Below are 18786 nucleotides of genomic sequence, written 5' to 3' on the forward strand. Positions count from 1 at the left end.
TAAATGGCTGAAGCAAACTTAGTCGTAATCTGATCAATATGAATTTTAAGGGGCACTGTTTGGCTTCAAGAATAATAAAAGTATTATCCGGCCTCTTTTTGGCGATCTTTGTAGCGGCCTGCGCTGTCGGATCAGCTGGAGATTTCCAGGGGCCTGGATACATCGAACGTGCTGAAGTCGAGAGTAAGGATAACGTTACAGTATCGGCCGCAGTGTTGAGTAACGCTGAAACCGTAAGACTGTTTTCAGGAACAATTCCTCTTAAGGAGGTCCGCCCCGTTTGGGTGTCGATCGATAATCAGTCGACAGAAAAGCTGCTCTTCTCCCCTGTAGCTTTTGATCCTGACTATTTTGCGCCGGATGAGATCGCCTGGCGGGCACGAAACAGGGCAGACAGTTTCAAAGCGGCCAGAGCCGCATTTGATGAAGATCATCTGCCTATGTTTATTCCTGCAAGGACACGTGCCCAAGGCTTTGTGTATGCAAAGGCTACAGAGGGGGCAAAAGTCTTTCGAGTGACCCTTTTCGGCGACAGCCAGACACGTGAATTTGAATTTGCGCAAGAAATCCCTGGCTTCAAGGCTGATTACCTGACTGTCGATTTCGATCAGCAATACGATGGAAAAAAAATTCCTTCCCTCTCTCTGGATCAACTCAGACGTCAAATAAATGAACTTCCATGCTGCGCTCTTGGGCCAGACCTGCAAACCAACGGTGATCCTATCAATCTGGTACTCGTCGGTTCGATGAGCCACATCCTTGCGGGGCTGGTGGGAAGCGGCTGGGATCTCACCGAAACGAAGACCGGAAGTGCCATTCTAAGAACAGTTGTCTCGTCTGTGTTTAGATCGACGTATCGGACTTCACCGGTCTCAAAACTCTTTTTCTTCGGCCGCCCGCAGGACTTGGCTCTACAGAAAGCACGTCGCACAGTCGATGAACGAAACCATTTGCGACTTTGGCGCGCACCGTTTCTTTACGGTCAACAGGAGGTGTGGGTCGGCCAGATTAGCCGAGACATAGGGGTGAAGTTCAATTCAAAAACTTTCGTAACGCACAAGATCAGCCCGGCTGTCGATGAGGCGCGAGACTTCTTGTTGTTTGAAGCAGTTGAAACCGGCGTTTTCCAAACGTTCGCTTATGCTTATGGACAAGACGCATTAACTCCAGATAGACCAGCGACAAACTATACCGATGACCCATATTTTTCCGACGGACTACGGCTAGTTCTGTTTGAGCGACAAGGCCAGAGACGGTTCAACGAAATCAAAATGTTAGACTGGGAAGTTCCGTTCTAGATACAGGTAAAGGACTGCTGAGGCTGGCCCGTAGATGAATTCTGCACCCGCTTTGAGCCAAGAAGTTGACGCTTTGGTTTACCAGCGTGCTCGAGATCCCACATCTTTCTCTCTCCCCGCATCCGGTGCAGGTTTAAACATCCTGCCACTCTCTACGAATTCGGCAGCGGTCAAAGGTGTTACGCACCCTAAATCGATACGTTTGCTTGTTCGGAAGAAGCACAATGCGCATCCGTCTATACTGGTGAGTTCCAGCCAAAGAGGTTGGATGACATCCAATAGTTAATCTGTGCCATCCCTGACTTGGAAACGCACAGGCTTTTCACTTGGCGCAGATACTGGAACAACCCGGGAACCGGAATGGGATCTGGCGAACGCGGACCTATTCCGGCGATGGCTGAGAAAAGTCTATTCCGGGCCGCTGGCCTTTGGGATAACGCACGGTTTTTCCAAGCCTGCGTTGTCATTCGCAGCCCCCCCGGCCCCAAAAACAGCGCCGAGGATATTCAACGGTGTTGAAACGATTTCAGCGACCGCACGTCCGGCACCCCCGCCGGATAAAACGACGATCTCGGGACCTGCCAAAGGTCCTCGTACAGCAAATGTTGTTACGATTTCGACCAATTCAGGACGCTTTGCCCTCGGAACAAACTCCAGGGCGATGGTTCCATTTTTCAAATCGACGGATCCTCCACCAACGATCTGAACATTGTCTGTTTCGATCACCATCGACCTGGAGGATCCAACACCGCTCTCGAACGACATTGGCACCTTGGCACACACAAGTTTGGCCGTCCCATCCTCGTTCCCGGAGCCAAACATCCATCGGATCAGGCTCATCCCACTCAGGTCAATGATCCGGGAACCAACAGTACCACCCCAGACCGAAAGAGCCGTCTTGCCGCTCATCGACTGGATGATTTGATCGAAAGAACCGCCAGCACCTTTAATTTCATAGCTTGCATACACACTGCCGGTGACGATGGGATCCAGTCCCAAGTATCCGAGCAATGACCCAAGCTTTAACTTTTCGATCCGGCCATCAAGGGAGAAGTTGGGAGCCTCCGATTTCAGGTCAACATCCAGACTGCTTTCCGCGGAGCCGCCAATAAATTGAAACCGAACCGGATCGAGCCGCACCAACCGTTCGCGGTAGGAGAGCTGGGCCTCCAACCCGCTTGCGGCGTCTCCGGCTTCCGCAATGCGATCGACTTGAATGGTCAATTCTGCACTCAAGGCATCCATTAAATCAGTATCGATCTCAACCGAGATCTCGTTGCCTTGGTTGTCTTGCCCTCCAGACAGGAACAACGCTGTACGAACAGTCCTCTGGATGTCCTTCAGGTGGACAAGCTCAGATAAAATACCGCCATTAAGGGCAATATAGCCATCGACCTGCCGGGCACTCAAATCACCTGATAAACGTGTTTCGTCCACAGCCAGCTCGCCTGAAAAACCGACCTCCTCACTGCCGTAATACGCATGACCGGTAAAATCCGCTTGTCCTTGTGTGACTGCCTCAAGACCCAATCGGTTTCCAAGGCTTGCAAGGTCGGGCACATTAATAGCTGCACGAATTGCCGGATAAATGGCGCCACCTTTCTCAAAATCCTCACGATCCAAAGCCAACGAAAAGAAGCTGGTCTCTTGCGCTGCAAGTTTCAGGCGCGTCATCGACAAGGTCCCGCTCTCGTCACTCAGCGAAAGCGTTCCCTGCAACCGGCCTAAATCACCGTTTTCATCCGGATCGGGCCAGCCTAGCAGCTGCGCAGTATCCAGATTGAACCGCCCCTCAACATCTATGCCTTGCAACTGAAGTGCGTCACGCATGTTGCCGTCAAAGGCATAAACCGGAGGGTCCGATTGTCCAGCAACCACAGATACACCCAATAGCGCCAATTTGCCGTCTGGGTCCCGCACAATGCGCTCGACCTGAACCGGTCCAATCTTCTGAAGTTCACCGGACGCCAGGTTGGTCTGAACTGTCAGGTCAGCAATAAAGAAGCGCTCCCGGTCTCCTTTGATCGCGCCCGAAAACCGTTCAACATCCACCTGGAAAACGGATTGAGGCGCAATGTCTTGAGAACGGCCCGTCTCAACATCGACCGAAAATTCGAGATCCGCGCCTTCACCGCTGACTATATTTTGGACTGCCCCCGATATTAAGACCGATGCAATGTTTTCAAGCTGCAAGTCAAGCTGGAGTTCGGTCATGGCGAGCGCATCGATTGACCCGGTGTAACTTGCGCTCATGGACGCCGTTCCCTCCATCACACGTCTCAAATCCAAAAGGTCAAGCAGGTTACCCAATGACGAAACAGATACTTCAAGCTTTGCTGCGACCGCGGCTATGGGCTGACGAATGTCCAGATAGCCGGATGTGCGCAATTCGCCCCCCGGCAATCCGATTTGCAACTCAAAGGGTCCGGTTTTGCTGTCTTCTGCACTGTTGTGCGGATTGGTAAAAACGGCCGATAGAGTTGCCGGGGTGTCGTCGACCCTTAGTTCGGCCTCAAGGACCAAGTCTGAGCGAGACGCGCTTGCCTGTGATGACAGTTTGTCGACGACGATCTCGTATCCCCATCCGTTCCCTTTGTCCGGATCTATCAGGACAATGTCTTCCAAAACGAGGTCCTCCGACATCGGATCTGTCAGCAGGCGGGTCGGCAGACCGGCAAAGTTTCCAAGGTTCGAAACTGCACCGCCTTCGGCATTCTCCGGCAGCTCACCAGCCAAATACACCGTCGCCCCACGCAACAGGATCGCCGATGGTTTGGGGTCTCCGGACAAGAGCGCATGAAACGGGATTTTGACATCGACATGGTCGACAGCGTGCCATGGCGTTTCGTTCGCGGCTGGATCACGGCGCACGAGCCGGATGTCGCTTGCAGAAAAACCAATCAACGGCCCGAGACCGACCGTCACATCACCGCCGATTTCGACTTGTCGTTCGAGAGCTTCGGTCAGGGCATAGGCTGCGACGGTGGTTCGAAGTCCACTTGCAAATGGCGTATACAGAACCGCTGCGACCAACACGATGCTGATAAAGAATACGAGCAGCCCTGCACCAAGGGTTCGTTTGAGGCTCGGCATCAGCATGGTCGGCGTCCCTGGTTCTCAGGCATGGTTGCCAAGCCGCGTTTACTGTTCGTCGGCCAGTTTTGCACGCGCTTCATCAAACGCTGCAAACTCCTTGAACGCCACATAGTAGGTGTAGATGTTCTTGACGTATTTTACCGGTTCTACACCCGCTGCCTTGGCAACTTCCCATTCGACGCTGTCGAACCAGGTGTTGGGGTCACTTGCTTTCTTGCGGACCCTGGCAACACGGTTTGGTCCAGCATTGTAGGACGCAAGAACGAACAGGATTTTTTGGAATTCCGGGATATCTGCGTCGGGAAAGTAGGTGTCTGCAACGAACCGATTGTATTTTGCACCTGCCTCTATGTTGCCTTCAAGATCCCGAAAATTCTTGATGTTGACGCTTTTGTCTTTTGCAGTGGATGGCAAGAGCTGCATGATACCCACGGCGCCTGCATGGCTTTTGGCATTGTTGTTAAATCGGGATTCCTGGAACGCCTGCGCCGCCAACAGATAAGGGTCAATGTTGTATTTCTTGCCCATTTCATCAAAGAGGACCATGAGCTGTTCCAGTTTCTCCTGGTACGCTTCGATCTTCGGGTTCACGATCCTGTTTGTGTCTGAAAAATAGCGTTTCGTCAGAATGTTGCCGAGTTCCGTGCCGACTTTCGCAGTTTTCATGAAGCCGTCGACCTCGGCCTTCATCAAGGGACTGTCCTTGCGGATGGCCCAGGCAATCTCTGCATCTTCTCGCAAAGGGGCGGTCTCGTGCACGACAAGGTTCTTGAAAACCGGTGCCCATAGGGCCGCGGTGTAGTCGTCGACGACAGTAGCCTTGATCAAACCTGTATCGACCATTTCCAGAAGGTCTTCGTCTTCAAAAAACTCCGAGACTTCGATAATTTCCACTTGCTCAAGATTCTTTGCCGCTAACGCCTCATTCAATTGCACCAAGCTCTCAAAATAACTGGAAGAGGCCCGGACATGAATATCCATTCCTGCCATGTCTTCGACAGACATTGGTTTCTCACCTGCTGCGGCTGTTACGAGGACTTCGCTCACACCGGTATGGAGTGGATCTGCAAAGTCGACAGTTTCCAGACGTTCCGGTGTCACCGTTAGGTTGGCAACAACCACGTCGCCCTTTCCCTCGACCAGATCGGGCAACAAACGATCCCGTCTCGTCGGAATGAGCACGACAGCGATCTTGTCCGTTTCCTTCTTGATGCCCTTGTTGATGTGAGTGTCAAAGGCGCGCAAAAACTCCACGGCGAGACCATGTTCCTCGCCATCTGATATGAAGTAATCCGTTAGGGAATACGAAATGAGTGCACGGACAATCTTGTCCTGTTTCATCTCGTCAAAATCGCCAAGGAAAGGCTCTTGAACGGCGCGGATCATTTGTTCACCGCGCTCCAATGCCTGCGCTGGAGCGATGCTTGCTACGGCGAGCATACCTGCAAAGAGACCGCGAAGTATCATATCGTTCCTCCCACAAAGCTTATCCTGCGGACTTCCGTTCAATCGCCGAAGGGTGTTTACCGGCCACCTCGCTGGCGCACACATTCGTAACCGACGACGCAACTCTTGTTGTCTTTGGTTGGCGCTGTAACCGGGATGAGAGCGACTTGTGGATCAACGCATTGTTCAACACTGGCAACGACCTGCTCAAAGGCCTGGTTTCCAGTCCTGAAATTGGTCCGTCCCTGCGATTTCGTGTAATTCTGCGCAGCCTCACATGTCATGGAGATTGTGTCCGGCGCCCGTTGGGCATGGCCGATTGATGGAGGGTGTGCCAGGAAAGCAAGCGCTCCAATGACCAGATAAACCCTCAGATCTTTGATTTTCCAACGGTACAAGAGCGGTGTCCTCCAAGTGATAGGTGCCGGGGGCAACGAGCCTTCATGACCTCGCCTGCTTGTGAACAGGACCGAAGCACACCGGTCATCCGCCCCGCATATGATCCAAAAGCGCCTGTGAGGGCTGACCGGTGACCAACAAACCGTTGGCCTGCTGATAGGCGCTGATGGCCTGAGCCGTCCCGGGACCCATGCGTCCATCAACAGCGCCCGGATCATATCCCTTTGCAGCGAGTGCCCCTTGAATCCCGGAAACGAGCGGACTGGACGCGGACACAGGCGCGGCAGGGCGGCGCAGAGCACGTTGTTGACGCTTTTGGTCGTTGGCGCCCACAATTGCACCACCTACGCCGCCCACCAAAGCGCCAACGGCCGCACCGCGGCCACCTCCAATGATGCCGCCAATGGCAAGCCCGCCAATGCCGCCAATCACACCACTTTTGAACGGATCCGCCAGCGCAGGCATAGGCGTGAGCAGCGATACACAAAGTGCACAGACTGCAATACGGAGCCGAAATGCGGAGTGAGTTCTTTCAACGCCGGTTATCATTGCATCTTCTCCCCGTTTGCCCAGGTTTCAACCGTCTGAGTGCCGTCGGGCGCTGTGACCAGAACCATGCCGTCCGGTTTTTGATCGACAAACTGTCCCTGGATAGCGGTGCCATCGGGTGTCAGGTAATTGCCGATGCCATTTGGCTTACCGCCGCTGAATTGGCCGGCATAGATGCCTCCGGACAGGTCCTCATAACGGCCAATGCCATCCGCCAGACCCGCCGTGAACCCACCTGAGTAAAACTCGCCATTGGCATGGAGAAGCAGACCTTCCCCCTCAAAGGCACCCGCGGCCAACTCGCCCAGATAGGTTTCTCCGTCAACGCCCTTCAGATAGCCAAATCCATCTGGCTGCCCAGCTTTGAAAGTGCCCTCATAAACGTTGCCGGCAGCATCTGTCAGACTTCCAAACCCGTCCATCGCACCTCCGGTAAATGTGCCCTGGAACCGATCTCCATTTGCAGAAAGCGTCGAACCGGGGCCTGTTGGTTCACCGTCGATGAACACAGCTTCCAAACGGTCAAACCCTTGCCCGTCTTCGGCTTTGAATTGCATGATCCCCGGACCGTTTGGTTTTCCACCGAGCATCCCGCCACGGTAGGTGCCGACAAGAAGCCCGTTCTCCACCCAGACAAGAGAGCCGATCCCGGACGCCTTGCCATCGGCGCACGCACCGGACCAGGTGGCGATCACGGCCTCTGTCGGCGTGTCGGACCAAATCTCACAGCCGGTCATTGGGTCGGTAGCCCAATAGTTTTCTGCGGCGTGCGCAAATACTGTTAGAGCCAACATCGCGACAGCTGTTGTGCCGATTAACATCCTGGGCATCGCTCTCTCCAAACCTCTTCGCCAAAAGAAATACTTCGACCACCTGCGCGCATGCAGCCATTTCACCGATTTATTGAAACGCCCTGATCGTCAAACCACCTGGTCAAGTTTTTCGAAGGTGGGAGGCTCCCGTAACAAAGCTGCAAGTTTTTCCAAGTCGCCTCGTTCGGCGCGCCATTTGAGGTAAGCCTGTTGGTTTTCCGGCTTGTCCCAAACTTCGTAGACAATGACGGACTTATCCTCGGGATTGGCAGCAGCGCAGATCATTTCTGCACCGTCTCTGGCCGCAGTGTCAGGTAGAATTGTCTTCATCGTCGTGACCAGATTGTCATACTGGTCTTCTTTTGCTTTTGCTGTCAGCAGAACGACTATCGACATCTCGCACCTCCAAGTCGGGACTGTTCCATTCGGCTGCTGCTGGAAAACCGGTATCCTGGAACACTTGCTTTGAAATCTGCCGAGCACTCCCCGGCAAAGGGGAGGCTCCGGCGATAAGACAGCTTGGGGTCTGAGCCGATCATTTTTCCTTGTTCCGCTGCGCGTTTTTGGCGATCTGCTCGAACGGATTGTACCCCTCAGGGATCGGCACAACCCCGTTGTCCTGTTCGTAACGCGCGTACGCTTCCACCAACTCGGCGGTAATGTCCGGCTCAACTTTAGCAAGATCGTTCAATTCTGAGGGGTCTATTTCGATATTGTAGAGTTCCCACTCTCCGGTTCCCTTTGGAGGCGGGTTCTTCACGAGCTTGTATTTCCCTCTGAACAACGCACTGCTGCCGGCCAGCTCATAGCCGATGGTGTCGTTTTCTGAATGGATCTGACTGGCTTTTCCGGTCAGGACGCTCCACATGCTCTTGCCGCTGATGGGATGGATGTTCTCAGCATTTTTTTCTTCGACACCGGCGACCTCGAGCAACGTCGGAACAATGTCCTTCACGAAGCCAAAAGCCCGGGAAATCTCACCTGCACCGATGTTGTTCGGGTAGTATGCGATAAATGGAACCCGCAGTGCCCCTTCGGTAGAAAACAGCTTGTAGTAACTGTTTGGCGTGTTGGACGCGGCTGCCCATCCCGGACCATAGTCGGCATAGGACCCCTTGGTCCCCATCTTTGAGTAATCCCCCTGATAGTCCTCAAGGTAGGTCAGCTCATAGTTTTCTTCGTACCACGTGCGATGGGCCGGTGAAGCATTCGGAAACTGGTTCGGATCCGCGCCGTTGTCCGACAAGAACAACACCAGTGTGTTGTCGGCCTCTCCTATTTCCTCAACATAGTCGAGGACCCGGCCGATGTTCACATCCATGTTGTCCGCCATGCCGGCATAGGTTTGCATCCGGCGTGCGTTGAATTTTTTTTCTTCTTCACTCAAGGCATCCCAGTCGGGATACACCCACGGACCATAAGTCGTTTTATCGAGCTTCGTATCGATCTCGAGATCGGCAGAGACAATGCCAAGATCCTTCAAACCGGCCAGACGGCGTTCTCGCAATTTTTCAAAGCCGTCATCATATACGCCATTGTACTTGTCGCTATACTCTTGCGGCACTTGATAGGGATAGTGAACGGCCTGGTAAGCAACATAAGCAAAGAACGGTTTTCCTGCCGACCTGTCGGCATCGATAAATTCAAGGACGCGATCCGTATAATAGTCGGTTGAAAAATACCCGTCGGTCGGAAGGTTGATGGGTTTGCCGTTCTCATAATAGTGCACGGCTTCGTACATCGGCCCATAAGGTTGTTCGACCCAGTTGTCCGCCCCACTTTCCATGAGTGTGAACGTCTTTTCAAAGCCTTGCGCGCTCGGAAGCTTGTCCTTCTTTTTTCCAAGGTGCCACTTCCCGACCATGTAGGTGTTGTACCCGGACTCCTTAAGTCGGGACGCAACAGTGACCACACGGTCGTTCAGATAGCCTTCGTAACCCGGTTTTCCAAACTGATTGTCTGCCTGGATCTCCAGCATGTTCCCGAGGCCGGCAAGATGGTTGTCAACTCCGGTCATCAGCATCGTGCGTGTGGGCGAACAGGCGCCGCCGACATGGAAGTTCGTAAACCGCATGCCTTCCGCCGCCAACCGATCAAGGTTCGGTGTTTGTATCTCGCTGCCGTAGGACCCAATGTCACTGAAGCCCATATCATCGGCCAGAAAAACGATGATGTTGGGTGCATCGTTCTGTGCAAGTCCGGGAGCCGTGCCCGCCAGGGTCAGGCTACACGCCGTAAACAGGTATTTGCTTGCCTTCATGTCGGGCAACCTCCATTTAATAACGACCGCTGCGCCCGGTGGACCGGGCGAGGCATATCACTTCGGGCGCGAGATCTTGACCGGCCCAAAAACGCCGGTGACGTAGATCTCGTCTTCATTGAGGGGGATGAAAAATCCACCGGCCGTGTTGAATATTGGGCTGTTGCCAAGAACCACTTTTCCGAGTTCCTCGCCGCTGCCCCCGGACCAGCCGGTTCACCATCTGCGAAAACAGTCTCGACCTGATCAAAACCGGATCCGTCTTCGGCCTTCACCTGCAAGACACCCGGACCGTTGAGTTTGCCGCCCGCCATGCCGCCCCGGTAAGTACCGACAAGAAGCCCGTTCTCCACCCAGACCAGAGAGCCGATCCCGGACGCCTTGCCGTCAACACACGCGCCGGACCAGGTGGCGATGGCCGTGTCCGCCGGACTGTCGCTCCAGATCTGGCAGCCGGTGACCGGATCCGCAGCCCAATAGTCTTCGGCTGCGGCCGGAGCGCTGAAAGCACTGCATCCAGCCAGCGCGAGCGCCACCGCGAGACCTCCTTTGCTACATGTCTCGGTATTCATGGCCTCCGGACCTCTTCAATATCATCAAAACGTCAGCAGAAATGGCGCCGCGCCGAAGCGCGGCGCCGGTGTTGTCACCAGTCGATCTTTTCGATTTGCGGCAGCGCATAGGCGTCTTCGTCAAACCAGTCCTCACCGGGGCCGTACATGCGCACGTAAGGGAACCAGCCGCGGCCGGGGACCGACTGCACCCAGTTGCTTTCCTTGCCCGGTGGTGGAGTCGGTCCGACATAAATATCGACAGAGCCGTCCTCATTGGTCTGCAGATCGGGCGTCGCCCGCGAGCCGACCGTCGCGTTCTGCGTTTCATTGACGATCAATGTGCGGCTTTCGACATCGTAGATTACCGTGGACCAGAAGAGCTCGGCCGGTGGCGGCGGATCGAAACGCATCACGTATTTTTGGTCACCGACCAGACGGTTGTCGTCGCTGTCTTCGAACATCCCGGCATAGGCTTGCCCCTTGCCCGGGACCGGATGCCCCATGCGCGGCGATGAGGTGATCGCCTCATAGGTAAAACGCGATCTTGGATCGAGCATGTCAAAATCGCGGACGCGCTGGGTGTGCTCGAACGCATCCGGCAATTCGCCGCTGAGGATCACGCGCCAGCCGTCCTTGCGCAGCACGCCCTCAAGGCGTTCGTTGAAGACCAGCGTCTTAGCCGCAGCCTCGCCCGAGACAAGTCCCGCCATCAGGGCTGCCTGCTGCGCCTCGGTCGGTTCGAACGGCTTGCCCCGCTCAATGCCCAGTGTATGCGCGATGTACATCATGAAGCGGTCACGCTCGGCCGTGTCCTCTTCCTGAAGAACTTCGTGCAACAACTCCCAATAACCCATATCGCGCGGCGGATAGCCCTGCAGCGGCTTGTCACCGCCCGGCACAAGGTCGAGCCCGGGCTCTTCGCTGGCTGCATAGATTTTGACCGCTGCCTGCAGCTCTTCGACCGGCGTCTGGTCCTCAATGCTGATGAAGCGCATCAGGATAAAGGCATTGCTAGTCTCGGACGACAGGACAGTCGCCCCCTTGATGTCGGGAATCTTGTCCTTCGGCGTGTTGGGGCCGTGCAGCACATAGGTGCCGCCGCCGCCCGCGTTGACACTGAAGACCCCCAGATCGGTCAGCCCGCGCTGCCAGAAATCGGTGACGAGGCCCACCACAATCCCCGGCGGGATCTCGATGATGGTCGCGTCGTCATCGGTGTTGACGAAGGTGAAGAAATACTCCGACGACTGGTTGATGGTCAGCACGCCCACCCGATCGTCATAGGTTTTGACGTGCAGGGTCGAGCGGTTCTGGAAGTTCTCGTGTTTCTCACGCGCCTGATCGCGCCAGATGGCGAAACTGACAATGGGTTGGGACCAGAGGAACAATTCGGTGGCGCGGTAGGCGTCGAGTTTGTCATACAGCATCTCGGCGCTCTCGCGCAGCGGCATGCCGTGGTCGAATTGCATCGGCCCGAAGACAGTCGCCTTCTCGCCCTGCCAGACTTCCGGCAGCGCCAGATCCTTGAAGGTGTCCTGAGCCAGCGCAGGAAGCGCGACAATCGCAGCCGCCGCAGCAGTAAGAATGGTCTTGAGCATGAGTCTTTCGATCTCCCTGATTTATTGACATCCCGGCCCACAGATGCGGCGCCCGAACCGGCCGGGCGCCGCCGTATTTCAAGTCAGTTGGCCGCGCCCTGGGACATGGCTGCGATCACGTCATCCACGTTGAACTTCGCGGGCGACTGACGGGGCGGGAAATCCTGGAGCGTCGACAGGAACTCGCGCACAATGACCTGGCTGGGCACCAGCGTGTAAAGCTGGCGGATGCGCCAGTTGTCATAGCCATTGGCGTTCAGGTCCGCGCGCTCCCACGGGTCCATGCGCAGGTTAAAGACCTTTGGCAGGCGCAACGGTACAAAAGGCTCGCCCCAGAGCGCGAACTTCTTGGCGCGCTGCTCCATGAAGACCATTTTCCAGTCGTTGCGGCGCAGGCCGACCAACTGCCCGCCGTCATTCCAATAGAAGAACTCCTGACGTCCCGAGGTGTCGCTTTCCCCCTTCAGCAGTGGCAATAGGTTCATACCGTCCAAATGAACCTTGTATTCGGTCCCATTGATCTCGTGCCCGGCCATCAGCTTTTCCTTGATATCCGGTTCGCCAACGGCAGCCATGACGGTTGGCACCCAATCGAGATGCGCGGTCATTTCAATAGTCTTCTGGCCTTCCGGGATCACGCCCGGCCAACGAACGCCCGCAGGCACCCTGTAGCCGCCTTCCCAATTGGTGTTCTTTTCGCCGCGGAAAGGCGTGTTGCCGCCGTCTGGCCATGCGTTGAAATGCGGGCCGTTGTCCGTCGTGTAAACAACCATTGTGTTTTCCGCGATGCCAAGCTCGTCAAGGACATCGAGAAGCTGACCGACATGGGCGTCGTGCTCTATCATGCCATCGGCATAAAGGCCCTTGCCGGTCACGCGTTGGCTTTCTTCCTTCAGATGCGTCCACAGGTGCATACGCGAGGTGTTCACCCAAGCCATCCAGGGCGTTCCGTCGGCGGTATGCTTGCGGATGAAGGCCTCGGCCCGATCGGTAAACTCGTCGTCCGCCGTTTCCATGCGCTTGCGAGTAAGGGGGCCGGTGTCTTCGCAGACCTGCATGCCCATCGGTCCGAAACGCGGGTCGTCGATATCGCTTTCCGTGTCGGAGGCGGTGCAGTCCAGTACGCCGCGCGGTCCGAATTCGGCCCGGAAGGCCGGGTCGGTCGGGTAAAGGTACTCTTCCGGCTCTTCTTCCGCGTTCAAATGATAGAGATTGCCGAAGAATTCGTCGAAGCCGTGAACCGTCGGCAGAAACTCATTCCGGTCACCCAGGTGGTTTTTACCGAACTGGCCGGATACGTAACCATGAGACTTCAACATGGTGGCGAGTGTTGGGTCTTCCTTACGAAGGCCCAGATCTGCCCCCGGAAGACCGACTTTCAGGAGACCCGTTCTGATCGGTGACTGCCCTGTTATGAAGGCAGAGCGGCCCGCTGTGCAACTTTGCTCAGCATAGTAATCGATGAATTTCATCCCGCCGTTCAATATGCGGTCAATGTTCGGCGTTTCGTATCCGACTATCCCCTCACCATACGCGCTGACATTGGTAAGACCCACATCGTCGGACATGATCAGCAGAATGTTCGGCTTCGCATCTTGCGCGGATGCTGGCCCTGTCCACGGCAAAGCCATTGCGCAGGCCATGGTCAAAGATCGCAGTGTTTTCATCCCGAAAACCTCCCTTAAGCTGAAACAAACAAAAAACCCGAACCGCCCCGCGGCCCGGATCTATTTCGGAAAAAGAAATTGAACGGTCAGCTTGGCGTACCAGTCGGGGGCCGCATCCGGCTTGACCACATTGGCAAAGGCACCGGCACGCACGTTCATCGGCTGGTTGCCGATCTTGAAGATCTTGCCCAGCCCCGCGCCTGCCGGAACCGTCCACATCTGATCGGAATCCGCGTTCCAGTTGGCTGTAATCGCCGGATCGGAATAGGCGTACCATCCTTCCCCGAAGTTGTAGTTCACGAAGGGCTGAACCATGAACTGATTGACATCCTGGCGTCCGTCCGGTCCTGCAACGGACCAAAGCTGGCGGGCAAGCACGCCGAGCGACCAGGGTTTCGGCTGGGTGAGGACAACTGCGGTTGGCCCCATCGACAGCTTTTGCGATCCAAGGCGTTTATCTGTTGCCGTCGGAAAAGTCACAGAAGGCCCGACCCCCCAGATAAACGGGCCCGCATCCGCGGGTGACAAGAACAACGAATAGTTTATGTCGCCAAGTCCAAAGACCCGGCCGGACCCGATCGGATTCGGATTGCCGGTGGACTGCAAACCGCCGGGCGCGTCGGCAATCGGCGCTATGACACGGCTGACGAGGTTCCAGTCGCCAACGGTCACCGGGATCACCGGCTGAACATTCATGATCCAGGCATCGCCATTGCCTGCTCCGAAGTCGAAGGTATTCTCAAAAGGAAGGCTGATCATCGACGCGATCGGGTTTTGTGTCTTCGCCGCGAGATCGTCAGATCCATCTTGCGCCTGCGCCGAGGGTAAAAGCATCAGTACAGCCGCAGCCGCCCCTGCCAGTGTGTACCTCATGTCCTTATCGCTCTTTGCTGATTTCATCGCAAAAAGAGTGACTTGGGTTTTAAGAGCTGACTAGCTGTCCTCAGGTGCTACGTATTAATTCGTAGAGATCAAAAAACACCAACATTCCAGTGGTTAGTCACCACTCTTTCGGTAAGGGGCAAGATCAAGAAGCGTCTTCGCCTGGAGCTTGCGCATCACGCGGGATCTATGCATTTTCACCGTGCGCTCCGCAATGCCGAGTGCCGCCGCAATTTCCTTGTTGAGCCCCCCGGATAAAATGCCGTCCAGGACTTCTTTCTCCCGGCCCGTCAAGAGGGACAATCGGGCTTGGCGGTCTCTTGCCGTTTCTTCCAGTTCCTGGTCTTGCTCTTGACGCGCTTGGGCTTCGCTGATGGCCCGGTCAATGGCAGCGAACAGATCCTGTTCATCAACAGGTTTTAGAAGAAAATCGGCGGCGCCCGCCCGCATTGCCTGAACGGACATCGGCACGTCGCCGCGCCCGGTCAAAAACACGATCGGGAGCGTACTACCCTGATCCGTCAGGTGCTGTTGAAGATTAAGCCCGCTCATTTCAGGCATGTGCATATCCAGCAAAAGGCAATCCGGTTGGGGATCGGGCATGTCTTCCAGATAGTCAACGGCTGACGCTCGCGACGAGGTCTGATATCCGGCGGCATTCAACAAACGCCTGAGGGCGCGACAGGTCGAGGGATCATCATCAACAATGCAAACGTTGAACATTGGCTTACGCCGCCTTCGAGTCTTCTTTTGATATTGGAACAGTAAACCGGAAGACCGTGCCTCGGCCACTCCAGCTCTTGAAGCTCAAGTGCCCGGTATGATTTTCGACAATCCGCTTGGAAATGGTGAGCCCCATCCCGAGTCCTTCTTTCCGTGTCGTGATACCCGGATCCATGATGGCATCGTGAAGGTCTTCATCGATGCCGGGGCCGTTGTCGATCACGTAGACGGCGACAGCATCACCGCGAACCCGCCACCGGACTTCTATCACCGGATCGGGTGTATTGTATTCGGACAGGGCGTGCGCAGCATTCAACACAAGGTTGAGAAAAATCTGCTCCACTTGAACCTTGTTGACGTGTACCTCCGGAGCCAGTCGCATGTCGTGAATTGCCAGAGTCATGCCACGCGACGTCAACTCGCTTTGGAGAAGGCGGCGGACATCGTCAGCAATTGCCACCATGGAAACGCGCTTTCGAGATCCAACTTGGGGCGAAAGCAACTGCCGTAAACCAACGATGATTTCTTTTGCCCGCTTATCATCGCTGATTATGTCGTCAAGGATCTCGGCAATGTCGGAAGTCGGTGATGGATCATTCGCAATCAAGCGACGCGCAGCCTGAGCGTTGCTCAAAATGCCGGCGAGAGGCTGGTTAAGTTCGTGGGCAATACCAGCGGTAATTTCCGCCAATGCTGCGGACCGGTCCAGCTTTTCAATTGCCCGGCGCGTTTCGTTCAGGTCATTCTGCGTTTTTCGGACTTCCGTGATGTCATCGCAAATTGCCATGAAACTGGCCACGTTGCGTTGGTGGTCATGAACGGCCACGATTGACCAGACAACATCACACTGATGACCATCAGAACTGAGCAATGGATATTCTGTTTTTGCGCGGGGTCCGACTTGTCCCGCAGTTGCGATACGGGACGCCAGTTCGCTTCTAAGAGCCGGTGGCACAAATTCCGTCAATTGTTGGCCAATGACTTCCCCATCCGAACGGCCAAGCAATGAGAGGATTGCACGGTTTGCGTATGTAACTGTGCCTGAGGCCGAAACACCGATGACGCCCAAAGCCACATTGTCGAAAAGCGCTTGCCAGCGGCTCTCGCTCTCTTGCAACTCGTTGTGCAACCGCGCGGCAGATGCTGCGTCGCCGACCGTTTCAGAACCGAGCGCGATTGCGATACCCATAAAGGCCCAAGATATCATGTAAGGCGTTCCGACCAGGGCAAGGTCGACAAGAACCGTGTGGATGCCTGCGACAACAATGAATAAAAGTACAGGTCCGCCGGTTCGTATAGCGTCATATCGGCGCCCCTGGCGGAACGCGGAAAAACTTGCCCACGCTGCAAATACAATGATGAGCAAGGTTGCGATTTCACTGACGATCCGAAACGGATTGGCCGTGCCGACAGGGGTATTGTAGGTCTCCCCCCAGAATGTTGTCCGCGTTTCCAAGCGGTTGATGGAGCTGAAAGTCAAATCTCCAGGAAGAAACAGGTTGACTGCAAGGCCGAACACCCAAAGCGCGGTAATAGCCCCTGCAATCAGGACCGGTCCCGTGCCAAGGCGCAATCGGACAAACCACACCATGGGTACAACAAGAAAAAAGACCATCACGTTGGTTAAAAGCAAACCGACCTGAAAGACCTGGAGGGAAGACGTCTTTGCCATGACCAGTTCGCACATGGCACTGCAGGAAGCGGCCAAGGCCATGATAGCCGCAAGCAACGGGGTCAGGCTGGTTTTCTGTGACCGCCATAGGGCCAGCTGAACGAAGAAGACCGTCACACCCATCGCGGAGACGAAAGACCATGCAATCGTGATAAAGCTCATCTGTCGCGTTGCCCTGCCTCTGTGCTTTTCAGAATGTGGTTATATGCCGATTGCCCCCATAAGAATGCAATTGTTGATTTGTTGCACAGATGGTCATTGTTCGGGATGTATCCCCCTGAAACATGTAACATGAATTCCCATATCCTATTGTATGAGCAAAACACCCAAATTACCCACTATCCGCCAGTTTCTAGACCGGTTCCCTGATGATGACACTTGCTTGGATCATTTGATGCGGACACGCTACGGCGAACGTTTCACTTGTTCGAAGTGCGAGAAGGATGCGCGTTATTACCGCGTAAAGTCACGGCGCGCTTTTGAGTGCGAGCATTGCGGCAATCAAGTCTACCCAACAGCAGGAACACCGTTTGAGAACACACGCACTCCATTGCGTGATTGGTTCCACGTCATGTTCATGTTCTGCGCCTCTCGCAACGGGGTATCGGCTAAAGAGGTTCAGCGCACTATTGGTGTTACCTACAAAACGGCTTGGCGGATGTGTAATTTAATTCGTCATTACATGGGCTATGTTGACGGCAATTCGCCACTAGGCGGCTCTGGCGGTGGCATGGTTGAAGCCGATAAGTCTTTCTTTGGCGGTTACGACAAGCGTGGAGAAGATGACAAGGTAGTTGTGCTGGGAATGACTGAACGTGGCGGCGAAACAATTACACGCGTAATTCCCGACCGTAAGGCAAAGTCCGTTATTCCGATGATTACTCGTTGGGTAAAACCCGGCTCAAGAATCGCGACCGATGAAGCTTGGGCTTTTAAGAGCCTTGATGATTTCGGTTATGATCACAGCAGCGTAAATCACAGTGACAAACAGTGGACCTACGGTGATGCGCACACGAATAACATTGAAGCATTTTGGGGTCACGTAAAGCGCTCAATCAAGGGCACCTATGTCAACGTTTCTCCGAAATGGCTTCAGACTTACCTTTGGGAGTTTGAGTTTCGCCAGAACCTTCGGAAGCATCCTCATCTAATGCTTGACCTTCTTCTGCAGGCTTTCCCCCGTCCGTCAAAGGCGGACGGGTGAGCATAGCTCCGAGAAGCTGATCAAACTTTACTTCGGTTTCACTTGCTTTTGTCATCGGACCCACCATCCTTTGGGAACTCTGGTTCAATTCTGAAAACTAATTCAGTTAAACTGATGAGGATCAGAATATGCCAAAGAAGTATTACCAAAGACGCTGAATTAAATAGTGCATCAGATATCTGAGAATTGCACACAATTGGTTTCACGATGACAACTATACCACCAGATATAAAAAGACCTATTAGCCAATAGGTTGCCTTCTTTAGATTCTGACGTGATCGAGATAAGGAATTTTTCTTGTTGTAACGCTCTTCAATTCTATTGAAAGCTAGATGTATATTTGCAACTGAAGCTAGAGTTATTGCCAATATAACTCCAAGAATGTTCAAGAACTCATGATTTACAAATTCTTTTAGGAAATCATTGCTGTCCGAAAGATACTCAGGTTTAGCAACCGACAGCACAACTAAGGCAACTGTAGTTACGAATAATACTGTATACGCAAAAGATCTGGTCATTAGAAGATCCGATCAAGTGATTGCTTTATACGCTCCCAGAAGGAAGGTGTTTCGGCTTCTGCTCCTTCAGTGTCAATTTCTTCTGAGGCCGCGTGATCATCTGAGTTG

General features: G+C 54.4%; 16 protein-coding genes. 2 read left to right on the forward strand and 14 right to left on the reverse strand.

The annotated features are described in order from the left end of the window. The first annotated feature begins 59 nt into the window (after window positions 1-59). Window positions 60-1298 carry an LssY C-terminal domain-containing protein gene (locus AC0J4F_RS18275; RefSeq protein ID WP_473024271.1) on the forward strand — a complete coding sequence of 413 codons (1239 nt, stop codon included), beginning with the start codon at window positions 60-62 and terminating at the stop codon, window positions 1296-1298. Between the two features lie 408 nt (window positions 1299-1706). Here AC0J4F_RS18275 and AC0J4F_RS18280 read toward each other — a convergent pair whose 3' ends face one another. The 13 genes from AC0J4F_RS18280 to AC0J4F_RS18340 form a co-directional block, all read right to left on the reverse strand. Continuing rightward, window positions 1707-4397 (reverse strand): AsmA family protein, encoded by a 2691-nt coding sequence (locus AC0J4F_RS18280; protein ID WP_473024272.1) that lies wholly within the window; start codon window positions 4395-4397, stop codon window positions 1707-1709. A gap of 42 nt (window positions 4398-4439) precedes the next feature. After that, window positions 4440-5861 (reverse strand): MltF family protein, encoded by a 1422-nt coding sequence (locus AC0J4F_RS18285; RefSeq protein WP_473024273.1) that lies wholly within the window; start codon window positions 5859-5861, stop codon window positions 4440-4442. A gap of 56 nt (window positions 5862-5917) precedes the next feature. After that, window positions 5918-6238, reverse strand: coding sequence for a hypothetical protein (locus AC0J4F_RS18290; protein WP_473024274.1), 321 nt, complete (start codon window positions 6236-6238; stop codon window positions 5918-5920). Between the two features lie 85 nt (window positions 6239-6323). Continuing rightward, window positions 6324-6704, reverse strand: coding sequence for a peptidoglycan-binding domain-containing protein (locus AC0J4F_RS18295; RefSeq protein WP_133949970.1), 381 nt, complete (start codon window positions 6702-6704; stop codon window positions 6324-6326). An 80-nt stretch (window positions 6705-6784) separates the two neighbouring features. After that, entirely contained in the window at window positions 6785-7618 is an 834-nt protein-coding gene (locus AC0J4F_RS18300; RefSeq protein ID WP_133949972.1) for an MORN repeat-containing protein, read from the reverse strand. Window positions 7619-7708: 90 nt separating this feature from the next. Further along, window positions 7709-7996, reverse strand: a complete 288-nt coding sequence (locus AC0J4F_RS18305) for an antibiotic biosynthesis monooxygenase (protein ID WP_133949974.1) — start codon at window positions 7994-7996, stop codon at window positions 7709-7711. Window positions 7997-8135: 139 nt separating this feature from the next. Beyond that, window positions 8136-9860, reverse strand: coding sequence for an arylsulfatase (locus AC0J4F_RS18310; protein ID WP_133949976.1), 1725 nt, complete (start codon window positions 9858-9860; stop codon window positions 8136-8138). Next, window positions 9857-10396 (reverse strand): hypothetical protein, encoded by a 540-nt coding sequence (locus AC0J4F_RS18315; RefSeq protein WP_133949978.1) that lies wholly within the window; start codon window positions 10394-10396, stop codon window positions 9857-9859. Before AC0J4F_RS18315 ends, AC0J4F_RS18310 begins: the two co-directional genes overlap by 4 nt. A 110-nt stretch (window positions 10397-10506) precedes the next feature. Continuing rightward, the gene (locus tag AC0J4F_RS18320) at window positions 10507-12012 is read right to left on the reverse strand and encodes a DUF1214 domain-containing protein (protein ID WP_473024275.1); all 1506 of its coding nucleotides are present in this window, start codon (window positions 12010-12012) and stop codon (window positions 10507-10509) included. 83 nt (window positions 12013-12095) lie between these two features. Beyond that, the gene (locus AC0J4F_RS18325) at window positions 12096-13679 is read right to left on the reverse strand and encodes an arylsulfatase (protein ID WP_133949982.1); all 1584 of its coding nucleotides are present in this window, start codon (window positions 13677-13679) and stop codon (window positions 12096-12098) included. A 60-nt stretch (window positions 13680-13739) separates the two neighbouring features. Next, window positions 13740-14552: a neuromedin U gene (locus AC0J4F_RS18330; RefSeq protein WP_473024276.1), complete on the reverse strand. Its 813-nt coding sequence runs from the start codon at window positions 14550-14552 to the stop codon at window positions 13740-13742. A 123-nt stretch (window positions 14553-14675) separates the two neighbouring features. After that, entirely contained in the window at window positions 14676-15284 is a 609-nt protein-coding gene (locus tag AC0J4F_RS18335; protein WP_473024277.1) for a response regulator transcription factor, read from the reverse strand. 4 nt (window positions 15285-15288) lie between these two features. Further along, window positions 15289-17118, reverse strand: a complete 1830-nt coding sequence (locus AC0J4F_RS18340; protein ID WP_473024278.1) for a two-component system sensor histidine kinase NtrB — start codon at window positions 17116-17118, stop codon at window positions 15289-15291. 151 nt (window positions 17119-17269) lie between these two features. On the opposite strand from AC0J4F_RS18340, the gene AC0J4F_RS18345 reads away from it, so the two are divergent. Then, window positions 17270-18160, forward strand: coding sequence for an IS1595 family transposase (locus tag AC0J4F_RS18345; protein ID WP_473024279.1), 891 nt, complete (start codon window positions 17270-17272; stop codon window positions 18158-18160). A 38-nt stretch (window positions 18161-18198) separates the two neighbouring features. Here the strand turns inward: AC0J4F_RS18345 and AC0J4F_RS18350 are convergent, their stop codons facing one another. Then, a complete protein-coding gene (locus tag AC0J4F_RS18350; RefSeq protein WP_473024280.1) occupies window positions 18199-18678 on the reverse strand; it encodes a hypothetical protein in 480 nt (159 codons plus the stop codon). Between the last annotated feature and the right edge of the window lie 108 nt (window positions 18679-18786).

Source organism: Roseibium sp. R5 (assembly GCF_055755305.1).

Coding starts and splice junctions, on each gene's coding strand:
- AC0J4F_RS18280 (WP_473024272.1), bottom strand. CDS start 4,397: ATGCTGATGCCGAGCCTCAAACGAACCCTTGGTGCAGGGCTGCTCGTA.
- AC0J4F_RS18285 (WP_473024273.1), bottom strand. CDS start 5,861: ATGATACTTCGCGGTCTCTTTGCAGGTATGCTCGCCGTAGCAAGCATC.
- AC0J4F_RS18295 (WP_133949970.1), bottom strand. CDS start 6,704: ATGCCTGCGCTGGCGGATCCGTTCAAAAGTGGTGTGATTGGCGGCATT.
- AC0J4F_RS18300 (WP_133949972.1), bottom strand. CDS start 7,618: ATGCCCAGGATGTTAATCGGCACAACAGCTGTCGCGATGTTGGCTCTA.
- AC0J4F_RS18305 (WP_133949974.1), bottom strand. CDS start 7,996: ATGTCGATAGTCGTTCTGCTGACAGCAAAAGCAAAAGAAGACCAGTAT.
- AC0J4F_RS18310 (WP_133949976.1), bottom strand. CDS start 9,860: ATGAAGGCAAGCAAATACCTGTTTACGGCGTGTAGCCTGACCCTGGCG.
- AC0J4F_RS18320 (WP_473024275.1), bottom strand. CDS start 12,012: ATGCTCAAGACCATTCTTACTGCTGCGGCGGCTGCGATTGTCGCGCTT.
- AC0J4F_RS18325 (WP_133949982.1), bottom strand. CDS start 13,679: ATGAAAACACTGCGATCTTTGACCATGGCCTGCGCAATGGCTTTGCCG.
- AC0J4F_RS18330 (WP_473024276.1), bottom strand. CDS start 14,552: ATGAGGTACACACTGGCAGGGGCGGCTGCGGCTGTACTGATGCTTTTA.
- AC0J4F_RS18335 (WP_473024277.1), bottom strand. CDS start 15,284: ATGTTCAACGTTTGCATTGTTGATGATGATCCCTCGACCTGTCGCGCC.
- AC0J4F_RS18340 (WP_473024278.1), bottom strand. CDS start 17,118: ATGAGCTTTATCACGATTGCATGGTCTTTCGTCTCCGCGATGGGTGTG.
- AC0J4F_RS18345 (WP_473024279.1), top strand. CDS start 17,270: ATGAGCAAAACACCCAAATTACCCACTATCCGCCAGTTTCTAGACCGG.
- AC0J4F_RS18350 (WP_473024280.1), bottom strand. CDS start 18,678: ATGACCAGATCTTTTGCGTATACAGTATTATTCGTAACTACAGTTGCC.